This is a genomic window from Gordonia bronchialis DSM 43247, assembly GCF_000024785.1.
Taxonomy (GTDB): Bacteria; Actinomycetota; Actinomycetes; order Mycobacteriales; family Mycobacteriaceae; genus Gordonia; species Gordonia bronchialis.
In genome coordinates, this window is the sequence record NC_013441.1 from 2,492,374 (window position 1) to 2,513,046 (window position 20,673).

The window sequence follows — 20,673 nt, forward strand, 5'->3', positions numbered from 1 at the left end:
TCGGCGGGTGGCGAACCCCCTGGTGACCGTCGTCGTCGACGACCACCCGTTCTTCCGCGACGGGATCGCGCGCGGACTCACGCTCAGCGGCCGGGTGTCGGTGATCGGGGAGGCCGGCGACGGCCGCGCGGCGCTGGACCTGATCCGCGAGGTCACTCCCGACGTTGCCGTCGTCGACTATCAGATGCCGCAGATGACCGGCGCCGATGTGGCCCACGCCGTCACCCGCGACGGCCTGTCCACGCGGGTGCTGCTGCTGTCGGCCGTCACCGATGCGCCGATCGTCTTCGAAGCCCTGCAACGGGGCGCGAGCGGGTATCTGTCCAAGGACGCCGACCGCGACACCATCGTCGGCGCGGTGCTGCGGGTCGCCAAGGGAGACACGGTGGTGCCGCCCGAACTGGCGGGCGGTCTGGTCGATCAGATCCGGGCACACACCACCACGGGTTCACCGGCGCTGAGTGAACGCGAACACCAGGTTCTGGTCGGTTTCGCGCAGGGACGCTCGATCCCGCAGCTGGCCGCGGAGCTGTTCATCGGGGCATCGACGGTCAAAACCCATACGCAGCGGCTGTACGAGAAGCTCGGCGTCTCGGATCGGGCGGCGGCGGTCGCCGAGGGTATCCGGCGCGGACTGATCGACTGATCGGATGCCTGGCGATGGGCGGTCCGGTCACCTCGGGGCGGACTCGGCGACGGAACTGCGGGAGATCACGGCACCGGGTCCGGTGCGATCGATCCTCGTCGATCACGCCCTGCGCGGGTTGCGCATCCAGGTGTTGCTGCGGGTGATCCTGGCCGCCTTCGTGGCCGCCGTCGTCGCGTTCGACCCGCCCGCGGGCTACCTGACCGCCACCTGGATCGTGACCGGCGCCTATCTCGCCTGGTCGGCGCTCACCGTGGTTCTCGCGGTGCGGGGCGACGAGACCACCGTCCGCCTGCTGTGGCTGGCCGCGTTCGGTGACCTCGTCGCGCTCACCGCCGTTGCGATACTCGCGAGCCGTTCCGACGCGATCAGCTGGACCTCGGACGTGCTGCTCACCGGCTTCGCCGTGATTCCGATGATCGCCGCGACGCAGCTGCGGCCGTGGGTCTGCGCGGTGATCGCGGTACCGACGGTGATCGTCTTCTTCCTGGCGAGTGCCGCGGCCCGCCCGCAAACGGGGAGCCCTGGTCGTCGGTGGTGCTGCACACCGGGGTGATCGCGACACTCGGTCTCGGTAGCGTGCTGCTCTCGCGTCTACAGCGCTCCCGGGTGGCCACCATCGGGTCGCTGGCCGCCGACCGGTCGCGTCTGCTCGCCGAGACGCTGCGGATCGAGGATCGGGAGCGGCGCGACCTCGCCGAATCCCTGCACGACGGCGCGATGCAGTATGTGCTCGCCGCCCGCCACGCGCTTGCCGACGTGCGCCGCGGCGACGATCCGGAGGCTCTCGCGCGTCTCGATGCGGCGCTGACCGAATCCGGCCGGATGCTGCGCTCCACGCTCACCACCCTCAATCCCGCCGTCCTCGATCACCACGGCCTCGGGGTGGCCCTGACAGAACTCGGGGCATCGGCCGTCGGGCAACACGGACCGCGGGTGGCCGTCGACACCGCGGGCTGGGTGGGGGACACACCGACGCCGGTGGACGCGTTGCTGTACGCAACCGCACGCGAACTCCTCGCCAACGTGCTCAAACACGCACACGCCGAGCGAGTGGAGATGACCGCCGAATACACCGGCGGTCAGGCGCGGCTGGTGGTGCTCGACGAAGGCACCGGCTTCACCGAGGACGATGCGCTGCGCATCCCCGAACGGCTGGCACAGGGCCATCTGGGGCTGGCCTCACGACGGGTCCGACTGGAGGCGGCGGGCGGTTCGCTGACCGTCGGAGCCCGGCCGGGCGGCGGCACGGTGGCCGTCGCGACCGTGCCGTTACGGCTCGACGCGGCCGGTTGACCTGCGCACGAGACCGCGCGGCCGGCGAGCCCACCGGCGGTTTGGCGGGCCGCGACACACCGACGCACCGGGATGAGTCTGGGAAAGAATGCCCACAGCTCCTCCGTCACTCGCGTCACACACGTGTCGGGCGCCAGGTGTCGCGCAATGACCAGGAAATACCCCGTGAGCTGCACAGATCGTGGTCCGAGGAGGATCTGCCCCAGACACGGCGAGGTGGCAACGTACAGCATGGGAATCGCGCACCCGAGCAGGGGTCGTACTCGAATTGCCTGCTCACGTTGGGTACGGTCGACCACGCGTCCGCGATTTACCGCGGCCAAGCGGGTCACATGTTCGTGTGGCCCAGCAGACTGATCGAAGAACGAAATACGGAGGAACCGTGGCCCTTCCCCAGTTGACAGACGAGCAGCGCGCCGCCGCCTTGGAGAAGGCTGCTGCCGCTCGGCGGGCCCGCGCCGAGCTCAAGGAGCGCCTCAAGCGCGGTGGCACCGACCTGAAGCAGGTGCTCAAGGATGCCGAGAACGACGAGATCCTGGGCAAGATGAAGGTCTCCGCACTGCTGGAAGCCCTGCCGAAGGTCGGCAAGGTGAAGGCGCAGGAGATCATGACCGAGCTGGAGATCGCCCCGACCCGCCGTCTGCGCGGCCTGGGCGACCGTCAGCGCAAGGCGCTGCTCGAGAAGTTCAGCTCCTGAACGAGCAGCACCAGGCGTCCGCCGCGAGCGGGCGCACCAGCACCGAACGTCCGAGGAGCCGACTGATCGTCTTGGTCGGCCCCTCGGCCGTCGGTAAATCCACCGTGGTGGCCCGGGTACGAGACCGCTTGCCGCAGTTGTACTTCAGTGTCTCGGCCACCACCCGCGCACCGCGGCCCGGCGAGGTCGACGGCCGCGACTACCACTTCGTCGACGCCGCCGAATTCGACCGGATGATCGCCGACGACGAGCTTCTCGAATGGGCCGAGATCCATGGCGGACTGCAGCGGTCGGGGACACCCGCCCGCCCGGTCCTCGACGCCCTCGCCGCCGGTGTGCCTGTCCTCGTCGAGGTCGATCTGGTGGGGGCGCGCAACGTCGTCGCCCGGCTACCGGAGGCGATCACGGTGTTCCTGGCCCCGCCGAGCTGGGACGAGCTCGTCAACCGTCTCACCGGTCGCGGTACCGAGAGTCCCGAGGCAGTGGAGCGGCGACTGGCAACCGCGCGGACCGAGATGGCCGCGCAGAACGAGTTCCACCACGTCGTCGTGAACAGCGAAGTCGACCAGGCGGCCGATGAGTTGGTATCCTTGCTGGTCGGACCTTCTCAGCCCGCCTCGCCCACCCGGCAGGATGCCGCGGGCACCCGCTGAGCCGGCCGTACCGTGGTCCGCACGGGACCATCCACACGCACGTCACACGTCACGCAGCAGGAGATCGAGTGAGCACCCAGACCAACTTCGAGATGACCGAGATCGCTGATGCGCCGGCCTACGACACCCCCCTCGGCATCACCAACCCGCCGATCGACGACCTGCTCGAGCGCGCCTCCTCCAAGTACGCGCTGGTGATCTACGCGGCCAAGCGTGCCCGTCAGATCAACGACTACTACAACCAACTCGGCGACGGCATCCTCGAGTACGTCGGCCCGCTGGTGGAGCCGGGTCTGCAGGAGAAGCCGCTGTCCATCGCGATGCGCGAGATCCACTCGGACCTGCTCGAGCACACCGAAGGCGAGTAGAGCCACCGCGTCGCGATGAGCAATTCGGCCAGACCACGTCGGCGCATCCTCGTCGGAGTCGGCGGCGGTATCGCCGCCTACAAGGTGTGCTCGGTCATCCGGCATTTCACCGAGGCCGGACACGAGGTGCGTGTGGTACCCACCGAGGCCGCGCTGAGATTCGTCGGCGCCGCGACCTTCGAGGCACTGTCCGGTCATCCGGTCAGCACCGACGTCTTCGACGACGTCGACCAGGTCGCGCATGTGAGGCTCGGTCAGGGAGCCGATCTGGTGGTCGTCGCCCCGGCCACCGCCGATCTGATGGCCCGCGCCGCCTCCGGTCGCGCCGACGACCTGCTCACCGCGTCTCTGCTGACCGTGCGATGTCCGGTCCTGTTCGTGCCGGCGATGCACACCGAGATGTGGGATCACCCGGCCACCGCGGCCAACGTCGCGACCCTGCGTGCCCACGGCGCCACCGTGATGACGCCGGCCTCGGGCCGGCTCACCGGAACCGACTCGGGACCGGGCCGGCTACCCGATCCGCAGGAGATCTCGCTGATCGGTGAACTCCTCCTCGAACGCCCCGATGCCCTGCCGTATGACCTCGCGGGTGTGCGTGTCGTCATCAGTGCGGGCGGAACCCGCGAACCACTCGACCCGGTGCGGTTCCTGGGCAATCACAGTTCCGGCAAGCAGGGCTTCGCGCTCGCGCGGGCCGCGGCCCAGCGCGGAGCCACGGTCACGGTGGTGGCCGGTTCCACCGCCGATCCCGGCGATCCCGCCGGTGTGGAGATCGTGCGGGTGGCCACCGCCGAACAGCTCGCGGTGGAGATGACCAAACGCTCCGCGGAATCCGATGTGGTGATCATGGCCGCGGCGGTCGCCGATTTCCGGCCGGTCGCGGTCGCCGACGCCAAGATCAAGAAGGGCCAGGACGGGCCCGCTCCGATCGAGCTCACCACCAACCCGGACATCCTGCGCGGACTGGTCGAGAGCCGGATGGCCGGCCAGATCCCGGCGGAGACGGTGATCGTGGGCTTTGCCGCCGAGACCGGCGACGAGACCGGCGGGGTCCTCGACCACGGACGCGCCAAACTCGCCCGCAAGGGCTGCGACCTGCTGGTGGTGAACGCCGTCGGCGACGGCAAGGCCTTCGGTACCGAAGACAACACGGGTTGGCTGTTGTCCGCCAACGGCGCCGAGACCGCGTTGCCGCTGGGTTCCAAAACCCTCATGTCGAGCCGAATACTTGACGAAGTGCGTGCCCTGGTGCCTGATGGTCGGGGTGCGTGACCCGCACCGCACGCCCCGTCGTCGGGTGTGTGTAGTTTGGAACGCACTCACGTCGGCATCCCCGGGGGACGAGCGGTCACTGCCGGACACAGACGTGTCCAGCTGACCCTCCCGCCGACCGACACCGTCACGACTTGTCTTGAGAGGACCAGATGACCACCTCCGCGTCACGTCTGTTCACCAGCGAATCCGTCACCGAGGGACACCCCGACAAGATCTGTGACGCGATCAGCGACTCGGTGCTCGATGCGATCCTGACCGAGGACCCCAAGGCACGCGTCGCGGTGGAGACTCTCGTCACCACCGGCCAGGTACACGTCGCCGGTGAGGTGACCACGACGGCCTATGTCGACATCCCGGGCATCGTCCGGCAGAAGATCCTCGAGATCGGCTACGACTCGTCGACCAAGGGATTCGACGGCGCGTCCTGCGGCGTGAACGTCGCGATCGGCGCGCAGTCGCCCGACATCGCCGGGGGCGTGTTCAACTCGCACGAGAGCCGCAGTGGGATCTCCGAGGACGAGATCGACAGCCAGGGTGCCGGTGACCAGGGCCTGATGTTCGGTTTCGCGACCAACGAGACCCCGGAACTGATGCCACTGCCGATCGCGCTCGCACATCGCCTGTCGCGCAAGCTGACCGAGGTCCGCAAGTCCGGCGTCCTGCCGTACCTGCGGCCGGACGGCAAGACCCAGGTGACCATCGAATACGACGGTGACAAGCCGGTGCGCCTGGACACCGTGGTCCTCTCGACGCAGCATGCCGCCGACATCGACCTGGAGAACATGCTGACCCCGGACATCCGCACCGAGGTCGTCGAGGCGGTGCTCGCCGATCTCGAGGTGGCGACCCTGGACACCTCCGGCTACCGGCTGCTGGTGAACCCGACCGGCAAGTTCGTGCTGGGCGGACCGATGGGCGATGCCGGGCTGACCGGTCGCAAGATCATCGTCGACACCTACGGCGGCATGGCCCGCCACGGTGGCGGCGCCTTCTCCGGCAAGGATCCGTCGAAGGTGGACCGGTCGGCGGCGTATGCGATGCGCTGGGTGGCCAAGAACGCCGTCGCCGCAGGTCTCGCCGACCGCATCGAGGTGCAGGTGGCCTACGCGATCGGTAAGGCCGCCCCGGTCGGCCTGTTCGTCGAGACCTTCGGCACCGAGAAGGTCGACCCGGCTGTTATCGAACGCGTCATCTCGGAGAACTTCGATCTGCGTCCGCTCGCGATCATCCGCGATCTGGACCTGCTGCGCCCGATCTACGCACCGACTGCCGCCTACGGTCACTTCGGCCGCACCGACATCGATCTGCCGTGGGAGCGTACGGACCGCGCCGAGAAGTTGCGCGCCGCAGCGGGCCTCTGACCGACACCACGCCGTCGCCGGCGGGGTCCACCTCGCGGGCCCCGAAGACGGTCGGCCGCAAGGGTTCCCGTGTTCCGGCCACCTCGCGGCCGGTGGCGCAGGTGCTGCCGCTGCTCGGACTGACCCACCTCGATCGACCCTTCGACTACCTCGTCGACACCGAGCAGGATGCGACGGCACTGCCGGGTGTGCGGGTGCGCGTCCGCTTCGCCGGACGCCTCGTCGACGGAATCCTGCTCGACCGCATCGACGAGAGTGAGCATCCGGGCAAACTCGGCTGGCTCGATCGCGTGGTCTCCGCCGAACCCGTCCTCGGTCCCGAACTGGCCGCGTTGTGCCGGGCGGTCGCCGACCGGTATGCGGGCACCATGGGCGACGTCATCCGCCTCGCGGTCCCGCCTCGCCACGCCCGCACCGAGAAAGAGGAGACCCCGGCGCCGACGAGCGTCGTCGTCGCGCCCGACCGGGCCGGCTGGCGCACGTATCGGTCGGCCGACGGTTTCCTGGACTCCCTGAGCGCCGCCCATCCCCGCGCCGCCTGGCAGGCGGTACCCGGTGAGGACTGGCCGCGCCGCCTTGCCGAGCTGGCTGCGACGGTGGTGGCCGCGGGCCGGGGCGCGATCATCGTCGTACCCGATCAACGGGACCTCGATCGGGTGTCGGCGGCGTGTGAACCGCTCCTCGGTGACCGGTGTGTGACGCTGTCCGCCGGGCTGGGTCCCACGGCGCGCTACCGGCGGTGGCTCGCCGTGCGTCGGGGCGCCGCGACGGTGGTCCTGGGCACCCGCAGTGCGATCTTTGCCCCCGTCGCCGAGTTGGGGCTGGTCGTGGTCTGGGACGACGGTGACGACAGTCTCGCCGAACCCCGTGCGCCCTACCCGCATCCCCGTGAGGTCGGCGTGCTGCGCGCACATCAGGAGCAGTGCGCCCTGGTGATCGGTGGTTTCGCCCGCACGGCGGAGGCGCAGGCACTGGTGGCCGCGGGCTGGGCGCACGATCTCGTCGCCGACCGGCAGGTGGTCCGGACGCGCAGCCCTCACGTGCAGGCCATCACCGACGACGACGCTCAGGTCGCCCGGGATCCGCAGGCCCGCTCGGCACGGATCCCCGCCGTCGCGTTCGACGCCGCCCGGGCCGCGCTCGCCGCGGACACACCGGTGATCTTCAGCGTGCCCCGGCGCGGCTACATCCCGTCGCTGGCCTGCACCCGCTGCCGTGAGCATGTGCGGTGCCGGGCCTGCCATGGCCCGCTCCAGCTCGACGGCAGCCACCTGAGCTGCCGGTGGTGTGGCCGCGCCGAACCCTCGTTCCGCTGTCCGGCTTGCGGCGGGACCGCGGTCCGGGCGCTGGTGACCGGTGCGCGGCGCACCGCGGAAGAACTCGGCCGCGCTTTCGCCGGGGTGCCGGTGGTGACCAGCGGCGGGTCGACCATCATCGACGACATCCCGGCCGGTGCACGGGTGGTGGTCGCGACGCCGGGTGCCGAGCCGGTGGCCCCCGACGGATACGGGGCTGCGGTCATCCTCGACACCTGGGCACAGCTCGACCGTGCCGACCTGCGGGCCGGTGAGTACGCGGTACGCCGGTGGATGGCGATCGGCGGTCAGGTCCGCCCCCACGGTGACGGCGGCCGGCTCGTCATCGTCGCCGACTCGTCGTTGCCGCCGGTGCAGGCGCTGATCCGGTGGGACCCGGTCGGCTTCGCCGAGACCGAACTCGCCGAACGCGCCGAACTGGGTTTCCCGCCCGCGGTGACGATGGCCTCGGTGGACGGCGATCGGCAACTCATCACCGAGTTCGCCGAGCACCTCGACCTGCCGCCCGAGGGCGACGTACTGGGCCCGGTGCCGCTGCCGCCGGGGGTCCGGCCGCCCGCCGGCTCCGACCGCGAGGACCTCGACGCCGAGGTGGACCGTCTGCTGGTGCGGGTTCCGCGACGGGACGGCCGGCTGCTGGCCGATGCGCTCGTCACCGCTCAGGCACGCCGCAACACCCGTCACGAGACCGGGCCGATCCGGGTACAGATCGATCCGCCTACGATCGGATGATCGGTGGCCGCGCATTCCGCGGCACCCGACCCCCGCTCTGTGAGAACTGTTGTCCGGATAGGAGAGGAACCGACTCGTGCGCATCGTCTTCGCGGGTACTCCCGACGTCGCCGTCGCGTCGCTGCAGGCACTGATCGACTCACCGGCACACGAGGTCGTCGGGGTGATCACCCGGCCGGATGCGGTGTCCGGGCGCGGACGCACCGTGTCGCGTTCGCCGGTCGGTCTGCTCGCCGACGAGTACGGACTGTCGGTCATCACGCCGCGTCGACTCGCCGAACCCGATGTCGCCGACACGCTGCGCGCCTGGGCGCCGGACTGCGGCGCGGTGGTGGCCTACGGCGGGCTGGTACCACCCGCACTGCTCGATCTGCCCGAGCACGGCTGGATCAACCTGCACTTCTCGGTGTTGCCGGCCTGGCGCGGTGCCGCTCCGGTGCAGGCCGCCATCGCAGCCGGCGACGAGGTCACCGGCGCCAGCACCTTCCGGCTGGAGAAGGGCCTGGACACCGGGCCGGTGTACGGGGTGCTCACCGAGACCATCGCACCCGCCGACACGAGCGGGGCACTGCTCGAGCGGCTGTCGGTCGCCGGCGCCGGACTGCTGGTGCGCACCCTCGACGGCATCGCCGACGGTGAGCTGACACCCACCCCGCAACCCCCGGACGGCATCAGTCACGCACCCAAGATCGAGGTCGACGACGCCCGGGTGCGCTGGGAGCTGCCCGCGCACATCGTCGAACGACTCATCCGCGCCTACACCCCGGCGCCCGGGGCGTGGACCAGCCTGGGGGACAACCGGATCAAGCTCGGCCCGGTGACCGTCGCCGACGACGACCCGAACGCACCCGACGCCCTGGACCCGGGCGCGGTGGCGGTCACCAAGAAGGCGGTCTACGTCGGTACCGGTTCGGTACCGGTGCGACTCGGCACCACGCAGCCACCCGGGAAGAAACCCATGCCGGCCGCCGACTGGGCACGGGGCGCGCGGCTGTCCGACGGCACGACCCTGAAATGAGACCACAGCGATGAGACCACAGCGATGAGCGCAGACCGGCCCGACGACCGCAGACTTCGACGCAAAGACCTCGACCCCGCCCGGGTCGCCGCCCGCGACACGTTACGTGCGGTCCGGGAACGAGACGCCTACGCCAACCTCGTTCTGCCGAAGATGTTGCGCGAGCGCCACATCACCGGCCGTGATGCCGCGCTGGCCACCGAGCTGACCTACGGGACCGCACGCGCGCAGGGCATTATCGACGCGATCATCGCGGCGGCCGCGGGTCGCCCGGTCGCCGAGATCGACGGTCAACTCCTCGACGTGCTGCGCCTGGGCGCCTATCAGCTGTTGCGCACACGCATCGGATCGCATGCGGCGGTGTCCACCTCGGTCGATCTCGTCCGCGCAGAGAACGGCATGGGGCCGGCCGGTTTCGTGAATGCGGTGTTGCGCAAGATATCCCAGCGCGACGAGGACATCTGGGTGGATGAGCTCGCACCGTCGGTCGCCGACGACATCGTCGGGCATCTGGCGTTCCGGTACGCGCATCCGCGCTGGATCGCCGAGGTCTTCTTCTCGGCACTGGGAGGTTCGGCCGGCCTGCTGCAGGCCGCACTGGCCGCCGACGACGAGCGCCCGCCGGTGCACCTCGTGGCCCGGCCCGGTTTCATCACCGCCGAGGAGCTCGCCCTGGCCAGTGGCGGAGAGGTCGGTGACCACTCGCCCTACTGTGTGTACCTGCCCGGCGGCGATCCCGGCGAACTCGACGCCGTCCGTGAGGGTTTCGCGGGTGTGCAGGATGAGGGCAGCCAGCTTGTCGCACGCGCGGTCGCGGTGGCGCCCGTCGTCGGGGAGGACGGCGGACGGTGGCTGGACATGTGCGCCGGACCCGGCGGCAAGGCCGCGCTGCTCGGTGCGCTCGCCGACATCAACGGCGCCCATGTCGATGCCGTCGAGGTGTCCGAGCATCGGGCCGAGCTGATCCGCAAGACGGTGCGTGACCTGCCGGTTCACGTGCAGGTCGCCGACGCCCGCGCGGCCGGCCTCGACCCCGGTTTCGATCGCATCCTGCTCGATGCGCCATGCTCGGGTCTCGGTTCGCTGCGCCGCCGGCCCGAGGCGCGATGGCGCCGGCAACCCGCCGACGTCGACGAGCTCGTCGTGCTCCAGCGCGAATTGCTCACCGAGGCAGTGCGTCTGGTCCGTCCGGGTGGGTTGGTCGTCTACTCGACGTGTTCGCCGCATCCGGCGGAGACCGTCGAGGTGGTGTCGTCGGTGCTCGCCGAGCATCCTGACGTCGAGCAGATCGACGCCCGGCCGCTCGTCCCCGCCGATCAGCTCGGCGATGGTCCGCACGTGCAGCTCTGGCCGCATCTGCACGGTACCGACGCCATGTTTCTGGCGGTGCTGCGCCGCATGGAGTGAAGCGCCGGGGCCGCAACCGAGACTCCCTGACGGCTTCGAGCGGGCGAACCATACAATCTCAGATATGTGTGACGCCGGCGCAACGCCCATGATCGCCCCTTCGATTCTGTCCGCGGACTTCGCCAACCTGGCGGCCGAGGCGGCCGCCGTCGAGGGGTCCGACTGGCTGCATGTCGACGTGATGGACGCCCACTTCGTCCCGAACCTGACACTGGGCCTGCCGGTGGTGGAAAGCCTGCTCAAGGCCACCGACATCCCCATCGACTGCCACCTGATGATCGAGAACCCCGAGCGCTGGGCACCGCCGTACGCCGAGGCGGGCGCCCACAACGTCACCTTCCACGCCGAAGCCACCGACGACCCGATCCCGGTGGCCCGCGACATCCGGGCCGCAGGTGCCAAGGCCGGCCTGTCGATCAAACCCGGCACGCCACTCGAGCCCTACCTGGAGATCCTCACGAGCTTCGACACCCTGCTCATCATGAGCGTCGAACCGGGGTTCGGCGGACAGAAGTTCATCCCCGACGTGCTCGAGAAGGCCCGGACCATTCGCAAGATCATCGACGCCGAGGACCTGCAGTTGCTGGTCGAGATCGACGGGGGCATCAACGCCGACACCATCGAGCAGGCCGCCGAGGCGGGAATCGACTGCTTCGTCGCCGGATCGGCGGTCTACGGTGCCGCGGATCCCGGTGTGGCCGTGGCGAAGCTGCGTGAGCAGGCGGCGCAGGCCCGTAACGCCGGCACGAACTGACCGACGTGGACATACCCGCCCTGATGCGGCAGGCGATCACCGAATCGGCTGCGGCACAGGGGGTCAGTACCCCCAACCCACCGGTGGGCGCGGTCATCGTCGACCGTGCCGGAACGATCGTCGGTGTCGGGCACACGGCACCGCCGGGCGGCCCGCATGCCGAGATCGTCGCGCTCACCCAGGCCGGTGCGGCCGCACGCGGCGCAACCGCGGTGGTCACACTCGAGCCGTGCAACCACACCGGGCGCACCGGACCGTGTTCGCAGGCACTCATCGCGGCGGGCGTGGCGCACGTGTGTTTCGGTGTGGCCGACCCTAATCCGACGGCGGCCGGCGGAGCCGACACGTTGCGCGCGGCGGGTGTGAGCGTCGATGCCGGCGTACTCGCGGACGAGGTCGCCGCCGGCCCGCTGCAGCCGTGGCTGCACCGGCAGACGACGGGACGACCGTTCGTCACGGTGAAACTCGCGACCTCGATCGACGGCCGTGTCGCTGCGTCCGACGGCACCAGTCAGTGGGTCACCGGTCCGGCGGCACGTGCCCACGCCCATGAGCGGCGCTCCCGGATCGACGCGATCGTCGTGGGAACCGGAACGGCGCTCGCCGATGACCCGTCGCTTACCGCGCGTCGGCCCGACGGCACGCGGTACCCGCATCAACCGACCCGTGTCGTCGTGGGCCACCGCGACCTGCCCGCCGACGCCAATCTGCGTGACGACGCGGCGCCCCTGCTCCGGGTGGCAACCCGCGAACCGGCCGAGGTCCTCGACGCCCTCGACGACGCGCTGTGGGTGTTGGTCGAGGGCGGCCCGACGCTTGCCGGCGCTTTCGTCGCGGCCGGGCTGGTCGATTCGGTCGAGGCGTATGTGGCGCCGGTCCTGCTGGGTGCCGGCCGCAACGCCGTCGACGTCCCGACGATCACCACATTGGCCGATGCGGTTCGCTTCACCACCCGCGAGGTCGTCGGTCTGGCCGGTGGCGATGTCTTCGTTCGCATGTCGCGGTGAGCGATTCCCGGGCGGGATGGTTCCGTTTGGTCGGGGTTCTGCTCAGCGGGAGCACAAGGCGACCCCTCTTTCGCAGCGTGCTAGCGTCGAAGGCACCAGTTCTCGGGGCGGGGTGAAACTCCCCACCGGCGGTGATGATGCTGCGAGGTCATGCTCGCGACATCGAGCCCGCGAGCGCCTGCCCAGGCAGGGACAGCAGATTCCGGTGCGAATCCGGAGCCGACGGTCACAGTCCGGATGTGAGAGAACAGGCGACACGAGGCCGTCTGCGTCTGCTCCGAGCAAGCAGGAGGAGCACGTGTTCACCGGAATCGTGGAGGAGCTCGGCGAGATCGCCGCCCGCGAAGACCTTCCCGACGCTGCCCGCATCACCGTCCGCGGGCCGGTCGTCACCTCCGACGCCGGATACGGCGATTCGATCGCCGTCAACGGTGTCTGTCTCACCGTCGTGGAGAAGCGCGACGACAGCTTCACCGTCGACGTCATGGCCGAAACACTGCGGCGCAGTTCGCTGTCCGGGCTCGGACCGGGCAGCCGCGTCAACCTCGAACGTGCCATGCCCGCCGGCGGCCGGTTCGGTGGCCACATCGTCCAGGGGCATGTGGACGGGACCGGTGAGGTGATGTCGGTGTCGCCGTCGGAACACTGGACGGTGGTCCGCATCGCGATGCCCGGGCAGCTGAGCCGCTACCTCGTCGAGAAGGGGTCGATCACCGTCGACGGTGTCTCGCTGACGGTGGCCGCCCTCGGTGAGACCGACCAGACACCCTGGTTCGAAATTTCCCTGATCCCCACCACGTTGTCCGAGACGAATCTCGGGTCCGCCGCACCCGGCACCGTGGTCAACCTCGAAGTCGACGTGATCGCCAAGTACGTCGAACGGTTGCATCCGGGGGTCGCGAACGCGGCAGCGGAGACGGTGCGTACAACGGTGGAGGACAAGTGAGCACGATGAGCGAGAGCCTGATGAGTGACATCCCCGAGCAGCCCACCCCCGCCGAGGCGGGCACCCGATTCGACACCATCGAACGGGCGATCGCCGACATCGCGGCCGGCAAAGCCGTCGTCGTGGTCGACGACGAGGACCGGGAGAACGAGGGCGACCTCATCTTCGCAGCGGAGAAGGCCACTCCCGAACTCGTCGCGTTCATGGTCCGCTACACCTCCGGCTACCTGTGTGCGCCCCTCGACGGCGACACCTGCGACCGTCTCGGTCTGCCGCCGATGTACTCGATGAACCAGGACAAACACGGCACCGCCTACACCGTCACGGTCGATGCGCGGGAGGGGATCGGGACCGGTATCAGCGCGTCCGACCGGGCCACCACCATGCGCCTGCTGGCCGACCCGGCGAGTTCGGCCGCCGACTTCACCCGACCGGGGCACGTGGTCCCGTTGCGGGCCAAGGACGGTGGCGTTCTCCGCCGTCCCGGCCACACCGAGGCCGCCGTCGACCTCGCGCGGCTGGCCGGCCTCACACCGGCCGGCGTGATCTGCGAGATCGTCAGCCAGAAGGACGTCGGGTCGATGGCCCAGACCGACGAACTCCGCGTTTTCGCCGACGAACACGAGCTCGCACTGATCTCGATCGCGGACCTGATCGCCTGGCGGCGTCGGCACGAGAAGCATGTCGTCCGGGTCGCCGATGCCCGGATCCCCACCCGGCACGGCGACTTCCGGGCCGTCGGCTATTCCAGCGTGTACGACGAGGTGGAGCATGTGGCGCTGGTGATGGGTGACATCGCCGCCGGTGATGGCCACGACGTGCTGGTGCGGGTCCACTCGGAGTGCCTCACCGGTGACGTCTTCGGCTCCCTGCGATGCGATTGCGGCCCGCAGCTCGACGCCGCGATGGAGATGGTCGCCGCCGAGGGGCGCGGCATCGTGCTCTACATGCGTGGGCATGAGGGGCGGGGCATCGGGCTGCTGCACAAGCTGCAGGCCTATCAGTTGCAGGACGCCGGCTCGGACACAGTCGACGCCAACCTGCAGCTCGGTCTGCCCGCGGATTCCCGCGACTACGGCCTGGGCGCGCAGATCCTCGTCGACCTCGGTGTGTCGTCGATGCGGTTGCTGACCAACAACCCCGCCAAGCGGGTGGGTCTGGACGGGTACGGGCTGCAGATCGTGGAGCGGGTGCCGATGCCGGTGCGCGCCAATGAGGAGAATCTGCGCTACCTACGTACCAAACGCGACCGGATGGGACACGACCTGGTGGGACTGGATCCCGACTTACCGGCCGACGCGGTTTCCCCGGCCGGAGAGGCGGATCCGGCATGAGTGGCACGGGCGAACCACAGTTGCACCTGGCCGACGCGGGCAAGCTGCGCCTGGCGATCGTGTCCTCACAATGGCACGAGACCATCTGCACGGCCCTGCTCGACGGTGCGCGCCGGGCCGCCGCCGAGAACGGCGTCACCGACCCCACCATCATCCAGGTTGCCGGGGCGATCGAACTGCCGGTGATCGTGCAGGCACTGGCCCGCACCCACGACGCGGTGGTGGCGCTCGGCGTCGTGATCAAGGGCGAGACCCCGCATTTCGACTACGTGTGTGACGCCGTGACCGCCGGTCTGACCAGGGTGTCGCTCGACGAGTCCACGCCCGTGGGCAACGGTGTGCTGACCGTGCTCACCGAAGAACAGGCCATCGCGCGTGCCGGGCTACCGGGGTCGTCGGAGGACAAGGGAGCGCAGGCGACCGTCGCGGCGCTGGCGTCGGCGCTGACGCTGCGTGCGTTGCAGCGTGGCGAGGAACTCCCGTCTGTCGGTGCCCCGTCTGTCGCCGCGGACGCGTGAACGCACCCGGTCCGGCGTCGGGTGACGAGGTCTGGGATCTGGTCTACCGGCCCCACCGCATGCCGATGTACGCCGTGGCCGCCGCCGTGGTGGTGCTCATCATCCACATCGTCTTCGGCGTGCTGCTGACCATCTCGGACACCGGTCCGCGCAACATCGGCACCTCCGATCAGGCCGCGATCGTGATCATCGGGGTGGTGATCTGCGGTGCCATCCTGCTGTTCACCCGTCCGCGGTTGCGTGTCGGCCCGGCCGGGGTGGCGGTGCGCAACCTGGCCACCGAGCGGGTCTTCGACTGGGACACCGTGGTCGGACTGACCTATCCCGACCGCGGCTTCGGCGCGCAACTCGAACTTCCCGCCGACGAGCACGTCCCGGTGCTCGCGGTCCAGGCCGGCGACGGCGACCGGGCGGTCGAGGCGATGAATCGCTACCGAGAACTCGAGGAGCGGTATCGCGCGGCACGAGGTTCGGCGGCATGATCGACCTCGACGAGGTGGGACGGACCGCGCTGGGCGTCGCATACCTGCGCGCCTATGAATCACGGCGTCCCAACGCGGTTTTCGTCGATCCGCTCGCGTTGGGACTGTACGGATCGGCGGTCGTCGACGACGCGGGGCACCTGCGTGAACTCCCGCCGGCCGACGACGAGGCGGGTCGCGAACGGCGCGCGATGTACCACTCGATCGTCGGGCGCACCCTGTTTCTCGACGAGGTGTTCACGACCGGTGCCGCCGACGGTGTCCGGCAGTTCGTCATTCTCGGCGCCGGACTGGACGCGCGGGCCTTCCGCCTCGATCTCGGGCCGGATGCGGTGTTCTACGAACTCGATCGTCCCGCGGTGACCGAGGTGAAGGAACAACTCGTCGCCGAGCATTCGCTCGTCGCGCACGGGCAGCGGCGGGTGGTGTCGGCCGATCTCGCGGGGGACTGGCTCACCGAGCTGCGGACCGCCGGATTCCGTCCCGGCGAACCGACCTGCTGGCTCGCCGAAGGCCTGCTGGTGTACCTCGACACCGACGTGGTGTGGCAGGCGATCGGTGCGATCACCTCGGCGTCGGCAGCCGGGTCGCGCATCGGCCTCACCGTGCGACTGCCCGGTGCCCGCCCGCCGGAGGATCCGTTCGCCTCGGTCGCGTCGATGTGGAAACCCGACCCCGGCATCGTCGACCGATTGGTCGCGAGCGGCTGGGAATGTCGTTCCACCGACGCGCGGACGGTCCTCACCGCACACGGACGCGAGATCCTGACGCCGACGGGCCTGCAGGCCACATCAGGTGCGACATCGCGTGCCCTGCTGGTCTCCGGAGTGCACCCCGGCGGTGGGGAACTGGCTGTCGGACCGGACGACTAACCTGGAAGAGTGGCCGACCCGACGACGTACCGTCCCGCTCCCGGGACGATCCCGACCGAACCGGGGGTCTACCGCTTCCGCGACGCACACGGCCGGGTCATCTATGTCGGCAAGGCCAAGAGCCTCCGCTCACGTCTGACGTCGTATTTCGCCGACATCGCATCGCTGCATCCGCGCACCCGCCAGATGGTGACCACCGCGGCGTCGGTGGAGTGGACGGTGGTCGGCACCGAGGTCGAGGCGCTTCAGCTCGAGTACAACTGGATCAAGGAATTCGATCCGCGATTCAACGTGCGGTACCGCGACGACAAGAGCTATCCGATGCTCGCGGTCACCCTCAACGAGGAGTATCCGCGCCTGTTCGTCTACCGGGGTCCGCGCCGGCGCGGGGTGCGCTACTTCGGCCCGTACTCGCACGCCTGGGCGATCCGCGAGACGGTCGATCTGCTGACCCGGGTGTTTCCGGCCCGAACGTGTTCGGCCGGGGTGTTCAAACGGCACCGCCAGATCGACCGGCCGTGCCTGCTCGGCTACATCGACAAGTGCGCCGCCCCCTGCGTGGGCCGGGTCAGTGCCGAGCAGCACCGCGAGATCGTCGACGACTTCTGCGACTTCCTGGCCGGCCGCACCGATCAGATGATTCGCCGGATGGAACGCGAGATGTCAGCGGCGGCAACCGAACTCGATTTCGAGAGGGCCGCCCGGCTGCGTGACGACATCGGTGCGATGCGGCGTGCGATGGAAAAGCAGGCCGTGGTGCTCGGCGACGGCACCGACGCCGATGTGGTCGCCTTTGCCGGTGACGATCTCGAGGTGTCCGTGCAGATCTTCCACGTGCGTGACGGCCGCGTGCGGGGTCAGCGCGGGTGGGTGGTGGAGCGATCCGACAACGGATCCGTCGGTGACCTCGTCGGCGACTTCCTCACCCAGTTCTACGGACAGCAGGTCGATCTCGATGCCACCGTCGAGATCGGTGCCGGCCGGGCTCGTGGTGATGCGGTACCCCGCGAGGTCATGGTCCCCGAATTGCCCTCGGACGCAGCCGAACTCGAGGACTGGCTGTCGGAGCTGCGCGGGAGCCGGGTACGGCTTCGGGTGCCGCAGCGCGGTGACAAGAAGGCACTGTTCGACACGGTGGGCCGCAACGCATCCGAGGCGCTGGCCCAGCACAAGCTCCGGCGCGCGGGCGATCTCACCACTCGATCGGCGGCGCTGACCGAACTGCAGGAATCACTCGGGCTCGACCAGGCGCCGCTGCGCATCGAATGCGTCGACATCTCCCATGTGCAGGGCACCGATGTGGTGGCCTCCCTCGTGGTCTTCGAAGACGGACTCCCGCGCAAATCCGACTATCGGCACTACTCCATCCGGCACGCCGCCGGCGACGGCCACTCCGACGACGTCGCGTCGATCGCGGAGGTCACCCGGCGCCGGTTCCTGCGGCACCGCGCCGATCAGCTGCCCGCACCGCCGCCGATGGAGTCCGGCCCGGCCCCGACCGGCACGCCGGAGGCCGATGTCGCGCCGCCGGTCCCCAAGAAGTTCGCCTACCCGCCCAACCTCTTCGTCGTCGACGGTGGTGCACCGCAGGTGCACGCGGCCGCCGCGGTTCTCGACGAACTCGGCATCACCGATGTGTCGGTGATCGGACTCGCCAAGCGGCTCGAGGAGGTCTGGACGCCCGGCGACGACGAGCCGATCATCCTTCCGCGCGCCGGCGAGGCCCTGTTCCTGTTGCAACGGGTCCGCGACGAGGCCCACCGCTTCGCGATCACGTTCCACCGCAACAAACGCAGCAAACGGATGACCGAATCGGTGCTCGACGGCGTCCCCGGCCTGGGGCGGACCCGAAAGACGGCGCTGGTGACGCACTTCGGCTCGGTGGCCCGGTTGCGTGAGGCATCCTTGGAGGACATCTCGGGCGTTCCCGGTATCGGGATGGCCACCGCGCGCGCGGTGCAGGCCGCGTTGGGGGAGGATGGCCGTGACGATGCGGCAGATGTCTCAGGAGGCGATGGTGACTGACCCCGGACCGGCAGATGACCTCGCGACCGGCGGTGGATCGCCCGAGGACCTGACGGTGCTGTTCGTGACCGGCATGTCCGGGGCCGGCCGCTCCACGGCCGCCAACGTCCTCGAGGACGACGGCTGGTATGTCGCCGACAATGTCCCACCGTCGCTGATCTCGAAGATGGTGCAGATGGTCCGTGAGGGCGACCCCGCGATCACCCGGCTCGCGCTGGTGCTGCGGGCGTCGGACCCCGGGCTGGCCACCGAACTGGAGACCCTGCGCACCTCGCTGGAGAACGACGGAATCCGCACCAAACTGCTCTACCTCGACGCCAGCGACCATGCCCTGGTCCGCCGATTCGAGCAGGTGCGCCGCCGGCATCCGTTGCAGGGCAGGGAAACCCTCACCGAGGGCATCGCTCGCGAACGCGCGATCCTGGCGCCCATCAAGAACGTCGCCGACCTCGTCGTGGAGACCTCGGCCCTGACCGTGGCCAAGTTGCGCGAGGTGGTCGAAGACGCCTACCCGCAGGCGGACTCGCGGCTGTCGGTCGCGGTGCAGTCCTTCGGTTTCAAGTACGGTTTGCCCATCGATTCCGATCTCGTCGTCGACGTCCGCTTTCTGCCGAATCCCTACTGGGTTGACGAGTTACGCGATCACAACGGACTGCAGGAGCCGGTGCGTGACTACGTCCTCGGTCACCCCGACGTGCCGGGTTTCCTCGATCTCTACACCGAGCTGGTGGGCATCGTCGGGCGCGGCTACCTCCGAGAAGGCAAGCGCTACATGACGATCAGCGTCGGATGCACCGGCGGGAAACATCGCAGCGTCGCTCTGGCCGAGGAACTCGCGCGACGACTCGGCGAGCGTATCGACGATGCCGGCGCGGCCCACTACGACGTTCGCGTGCTGCACCGGGATCTGGGGCGCGAATGACCGACTCGCCCATGCGGATCGTGGCCCTCGGCGGCGGACACGGCCTCTACGCCACGCTCACCGCGATGCGCTACCTGAGCCCGGACGTCAGTGCCGTGGTCACCGTCGCCGACGACGGCGGTTCCTCCGGCCGACTGCGCGCCGAACTGGGCGTCATCCCGCCAGGTGACCTGCGAATGGCGTTGGTGGCGTTGATGAGTGCGCCGGCCGCACTCGACGAGCTGGCCGGCGGTGCCGACGCTGCCAACGACGACGTGCAGCGGCATGCGCGGTGGGCGGAGGCATTCCAGCATCGCTTCGGCGGTCGGGGCGCACTCGCCGGACACCCCATCGGCAACCTCCTGCTCGCCGGCCTCACCGAGATCCTCGGCGACACCGAGGCGGCACTCGACGAGCTGCGCAGCGTCTTCGGGATCGACGGCCGGGTACTGCCGATGTCGACGGTTCCGCTCGAGATCGAGGCCGACGTGTCCGGCCTGGAATCCGATCCGCGCATCAGCCGCTGCATCCGCGGACAGGTCGCCGTCGCGACCACACCGGGGAAGGTGCGGCGGGTTCGGCTGCTGCCCTCGGATCCGCCGGCCAGCGCGTCGGCGATCGCGGCGATCGAAAACGCCGATCTGGTGGTGCTCGGTCCGGGGTCGTGGTTTTCCAGCGTGATCCCGCACGTGCTGGTGCCCGAGCAACGTAAAGCGTTGCAGCGCACCGCCGCCCGCAAGATCCTGTTCGTCAACCTGGCCCCGGAACCGGGGGAGACGCCGGGGTTCTCGGTGGAGCGGCACCTGCATGTGCTGCACGCACACGCCGATCAGTTCCGCGTCGATCACGTGGTGGTCGACGCGGCGTCGGTGCCGGCCGGCCGGGAACGCGACCATCTGGTGCGCGCGGCGGCCAAGTTCGGTGCGGCGCTGGATGTGGGCGATGTGGCCACCGCGGGACAGCAGGTCCATGACCCCGCCAAAGTCGCAGCCCTGGTGAAGGAACTGTGCGAACGTGAACTGACCCGTTAGGCTTGCCGGGCGATGCGCGGCATGTGCGGTG

The 20,673-nt window shown here is 69.6% G+C and carries 21 protein-coding genes and 1 riboswitch; all 21 genes read left to right on the top strand.

Annotated features, from left to right (window positions below; genetic code table 11):
* Positions 1-7: 7 nt before the first annotated feature.
* The 21 genes from GBRO_RS11645 (at position 8) to GBRO_RS11740 (ending at position 20,642) form a co-directional block, all read left to right on the top strand.
* Positions 8-646 carry a response regulator gene (locus tag GBRO_RS11645; RefSeq protein ID WP_012834140.1) on the top strand — a complete coding sequence of 213 codons (639 nt, stop codon included), beginning with the start codon at positions 8-10 and terminating at the stop codon, positions 644-646.
* Positions 647-650: 4 nt separating this feature from the next.
* The gene (locus tag GBRO_RS26975) at positions 651-1,202 is read left to right on the top strand and encodes a hypothetical protein (protein ID WP_227892879.1); all 552 of its coding nucleotides are present in this window, start codon (positions 651-653) and stop codon (positions 1,200-1,202) included.
* Entirely contained in the window at positions 1,181-1,942 is a 762-nt protein-coding gene (locus tag GBRO_RS26980; RefSeq protein WP_227892880.1) for a sensor histidine kinase, read from the top strand. The genes GBRO_RS26975 and GBRO_RS26980 overlap by 22 nt, the downstream gene beginning before the upstream one ends.
* Positions 1,943-2,324: 382 nt before the next feature.
* Positions 2,325-2,639: an integration host factor, actinobacterial type gene (gene mihF / locus GBRO_RS11655; RefSeq protein WP_012834141.1), complete on the top strand. Its 315-nt coding sequence runs from the start codon at positions 2,325-2,327 to the stop codon at positions 2,637-2,639.
* A 65-nt stretch (positions 2,640-2,704) separates the two neighbouring features.
* A complete protein-coding gene (gene gmk, locus GBRO_RS11660; protein WP_085950364.1) occupies positions 2,705-3,292 on the top strand; it encodes a guanylate kinase in 588 nt (195 codons plus the stop codon).
* A gap of 68 nt (positions 3,293-3,360) precedes the next feature.
* Positions 3,361-3,660: a DNA-directed RNA polymerase subunit omega gene (rpoZ, locus tag GBRO_RS11665; RefSeq protein ID WP_012834143.1), complete on the top strand. Its 300-nt coding sequence runs from the start codon at positions 3,361-3,363 to the stop codon at positions 3,658-3,660.
* Between the two features lie 15 nt (positions 3,661-3,675).
* On the top strand, positions 3,676-4,935 hold the full coding sequence (gene coaBC, locus GBRO_RS11670) for a bifunctional phosphopantothenoylcysteine decarboxylase/phosphopantothenate--cysteine ligase CoaBC (protein WP_012834144.1): 1,260 nt from the start codon (positions 3,676-3,678) through the stop codon (positions 4,933-4,935).
* A 152-nt stretch (positions 4,936-5,087) separates the two neighbouring features.
* On the top strand, positions 5,088-6,299 hold the full coding sequence (metK, locus tag GBRO_RS11675) for a methionine adenosyltransferase (RefSeq protein WP_012834145.1): 1,212 nt from the start codon (positions 5,088-5,090) through the stop codon (positions 6,297-6,299).
* Between the two features lie 92 nt (positions 6,300-6,391).
* The gene (locus tag GBRO_RS11680) at positions 6,392-8,347 is read left to right on the top strand and encodes a primosomal protein N' (RefSeq protein ID WP_041920449.1); all 1,956 of its coding nucleotides are present in this window, start codon (positions 6,392-6,394) and stop codon (positions 8,345-8,347) included.
* 76 nt (positions 8,348-8,423) lie between these two features.
* Complete coding sequence (gene fmt, locus GBRO_RS11685) at positions 8,424-9,365, top strand: methionyl-tRNA formyltransferase (protein ID WP_012834147.1); 942 nt, start codon at positions 8,424-8,426, stop codon at positions 9,363-9,365.
* A gap of 24 nt (positions 9,366-9,389) precedes the next feature.
* Positions 9,390-10,772, top strand: coding sequence for an RsmB/NOP family class I SAM-dependent RNA methyltransferase (locus tag GBRO_RS11690; RefSeq protein WP_012834148.1), 1,383 nt, complete (start codon positions 9,390-9,392; stop codon positions 10,770-10,772).
* A gap of 64 nt (positions 10,773-10,836) precedes the next feature.
* Positions 10,837-11,526 (top strand): ribulose-phosphate 3-epimerase, encoded by a 690-nt coding sequence (gene rpe / locus GBRO_RS11695; RefSeq protein ID WP_012834149.1) that lies wholly within the window; start codon positions 10,837-10,839, stop codon positions 11,524-11,526.
* A gap of 5 nt (positions 11,527-11,531) precedes the next feature.
* On the top strand, positions 11,532-12,533 hold the full coding sequence (gene ribD / locus GBRO_RS11700) for a bifunctional diaminohydroxyphosphoribosylaminopyrimidine deaminase/5-amino-6-(5-phosphoribosylamino)uracil reductase RibD (RefSeq protein ID WP_012834150.1): 1,002 nt from the start codon (positions 11,532-11,534) through the stop codon (positions 12,531-12,533).
* 94 nt (positions 12,534-12,627) lie between these two features.
* Positions 12,628-12,786: riboswitch (FMN riboswitch) on the top strand.
* 45 nt (positions 12,787-12,831) lie between these two features.
* Positions 12,832-13,479 carry a riboflavin synthase gene (locus tag GBRO_RS11705; RefSeq protein WP_012834151.1) on the top strand — a complete coding sequence of 216 codons (648 nt, stop codon included), beginning with the start codon at positions 12,832-12,834 and terminating at the stop codon, positions 13,477-13,479.
* Between the two features lie 20 nt (positions 13,480-13,499).
* On the top strand, positions 13,500-14,813 hold the full coding sequence (locus tag GBRO_RS11710) for a bifunctional 3,4-dihydroxy-2-butanone-4-phosphate synthase/GTP cyclohydrolase II (protein WP_052298261.1): 1,314 nt from the start codon (positions 13,500-13,502) through the stop codon (positions 14,811-14,813).
* Positions 14,810-15,331: a 6,7-dimethyl-8-ribityllumazine synthase gene (ribH, locus tag GBRO_RS11715; protein WP_012834153.1), complete on the top strand. Its 522-nt coding sequence runs from the start codon at positions 14,810-14,812 to the stop codon at positions 15,329-15,331. Before GBRO_RS11710 ends, ribH begins: the two co-directional genes overlap by 4 nt.
* Positions 15,332-15,390: 59 nt before the next feature.
* Positions 15,391-15,813, top strand: coding sequence for a PH domain-containing protein (locus tag GBRO_RS11720; protein ID WP_083775689.1), 423 nt, complete (start codon positions 15,391-15,393; stop codon positions 15,811-15,813).
* A complete protein-coding gene (locus GBRO_RS11725; RefSeq protein WP_012834155.1) occupies positions 15,810-16,685 on the top strand; it encodes an SAM-dependent methyltransferase in 876 nt (291 codons plus the stop codon). Before GBRO_RS11720 ends, GBRO_RS11725 begins: the two co-directional genes overlap by 4 nt.
* A 9-nt stretch (positions 16,686-16,694) precedes the next feature.
* The gene (gene uvrC, locus GBRO_RS11730) at positions 16,695-18,710 is read left to right on the top strand and encodes an excinuclease ABC subunit UvrC (protein ID WP_012834156.1); all 2,016 of its coding nucleotides are present in this window, start codon (positions 16,695-16,697) and stop codon (positions 18,708-18,710) included.
* Positions 18,700-19,632 (top strand): RNase adapter RapZ, encoded by a 933-nt coding sequence (gene rapZ, locus GBRO_RS11735; RefSeq protein ID WP_012834157.1) that lies wholly within the window; start codon positions 18,700-18,702, stop codon positions 19,630-19,632. Before uvrC ends, rapZ begins: the two co-directional genes overlap by 11 nt.
* A complete protein-coding gene (locus GBRO_RS11740) occupies positions 19,629-20,642 on the top strand; it encodes a gluconeogenesis factor YvcK family protein (RefSeq protein ID WP_012834158.1) in 1,014 nt (337 codons plus the stop codon). Before rapZ ends, GBRO_RS11740 begins: the two co-directional genes overlap by 4 nt.
* Positions 20,643-20,673 lie beyond the last annotated feature (31 nt).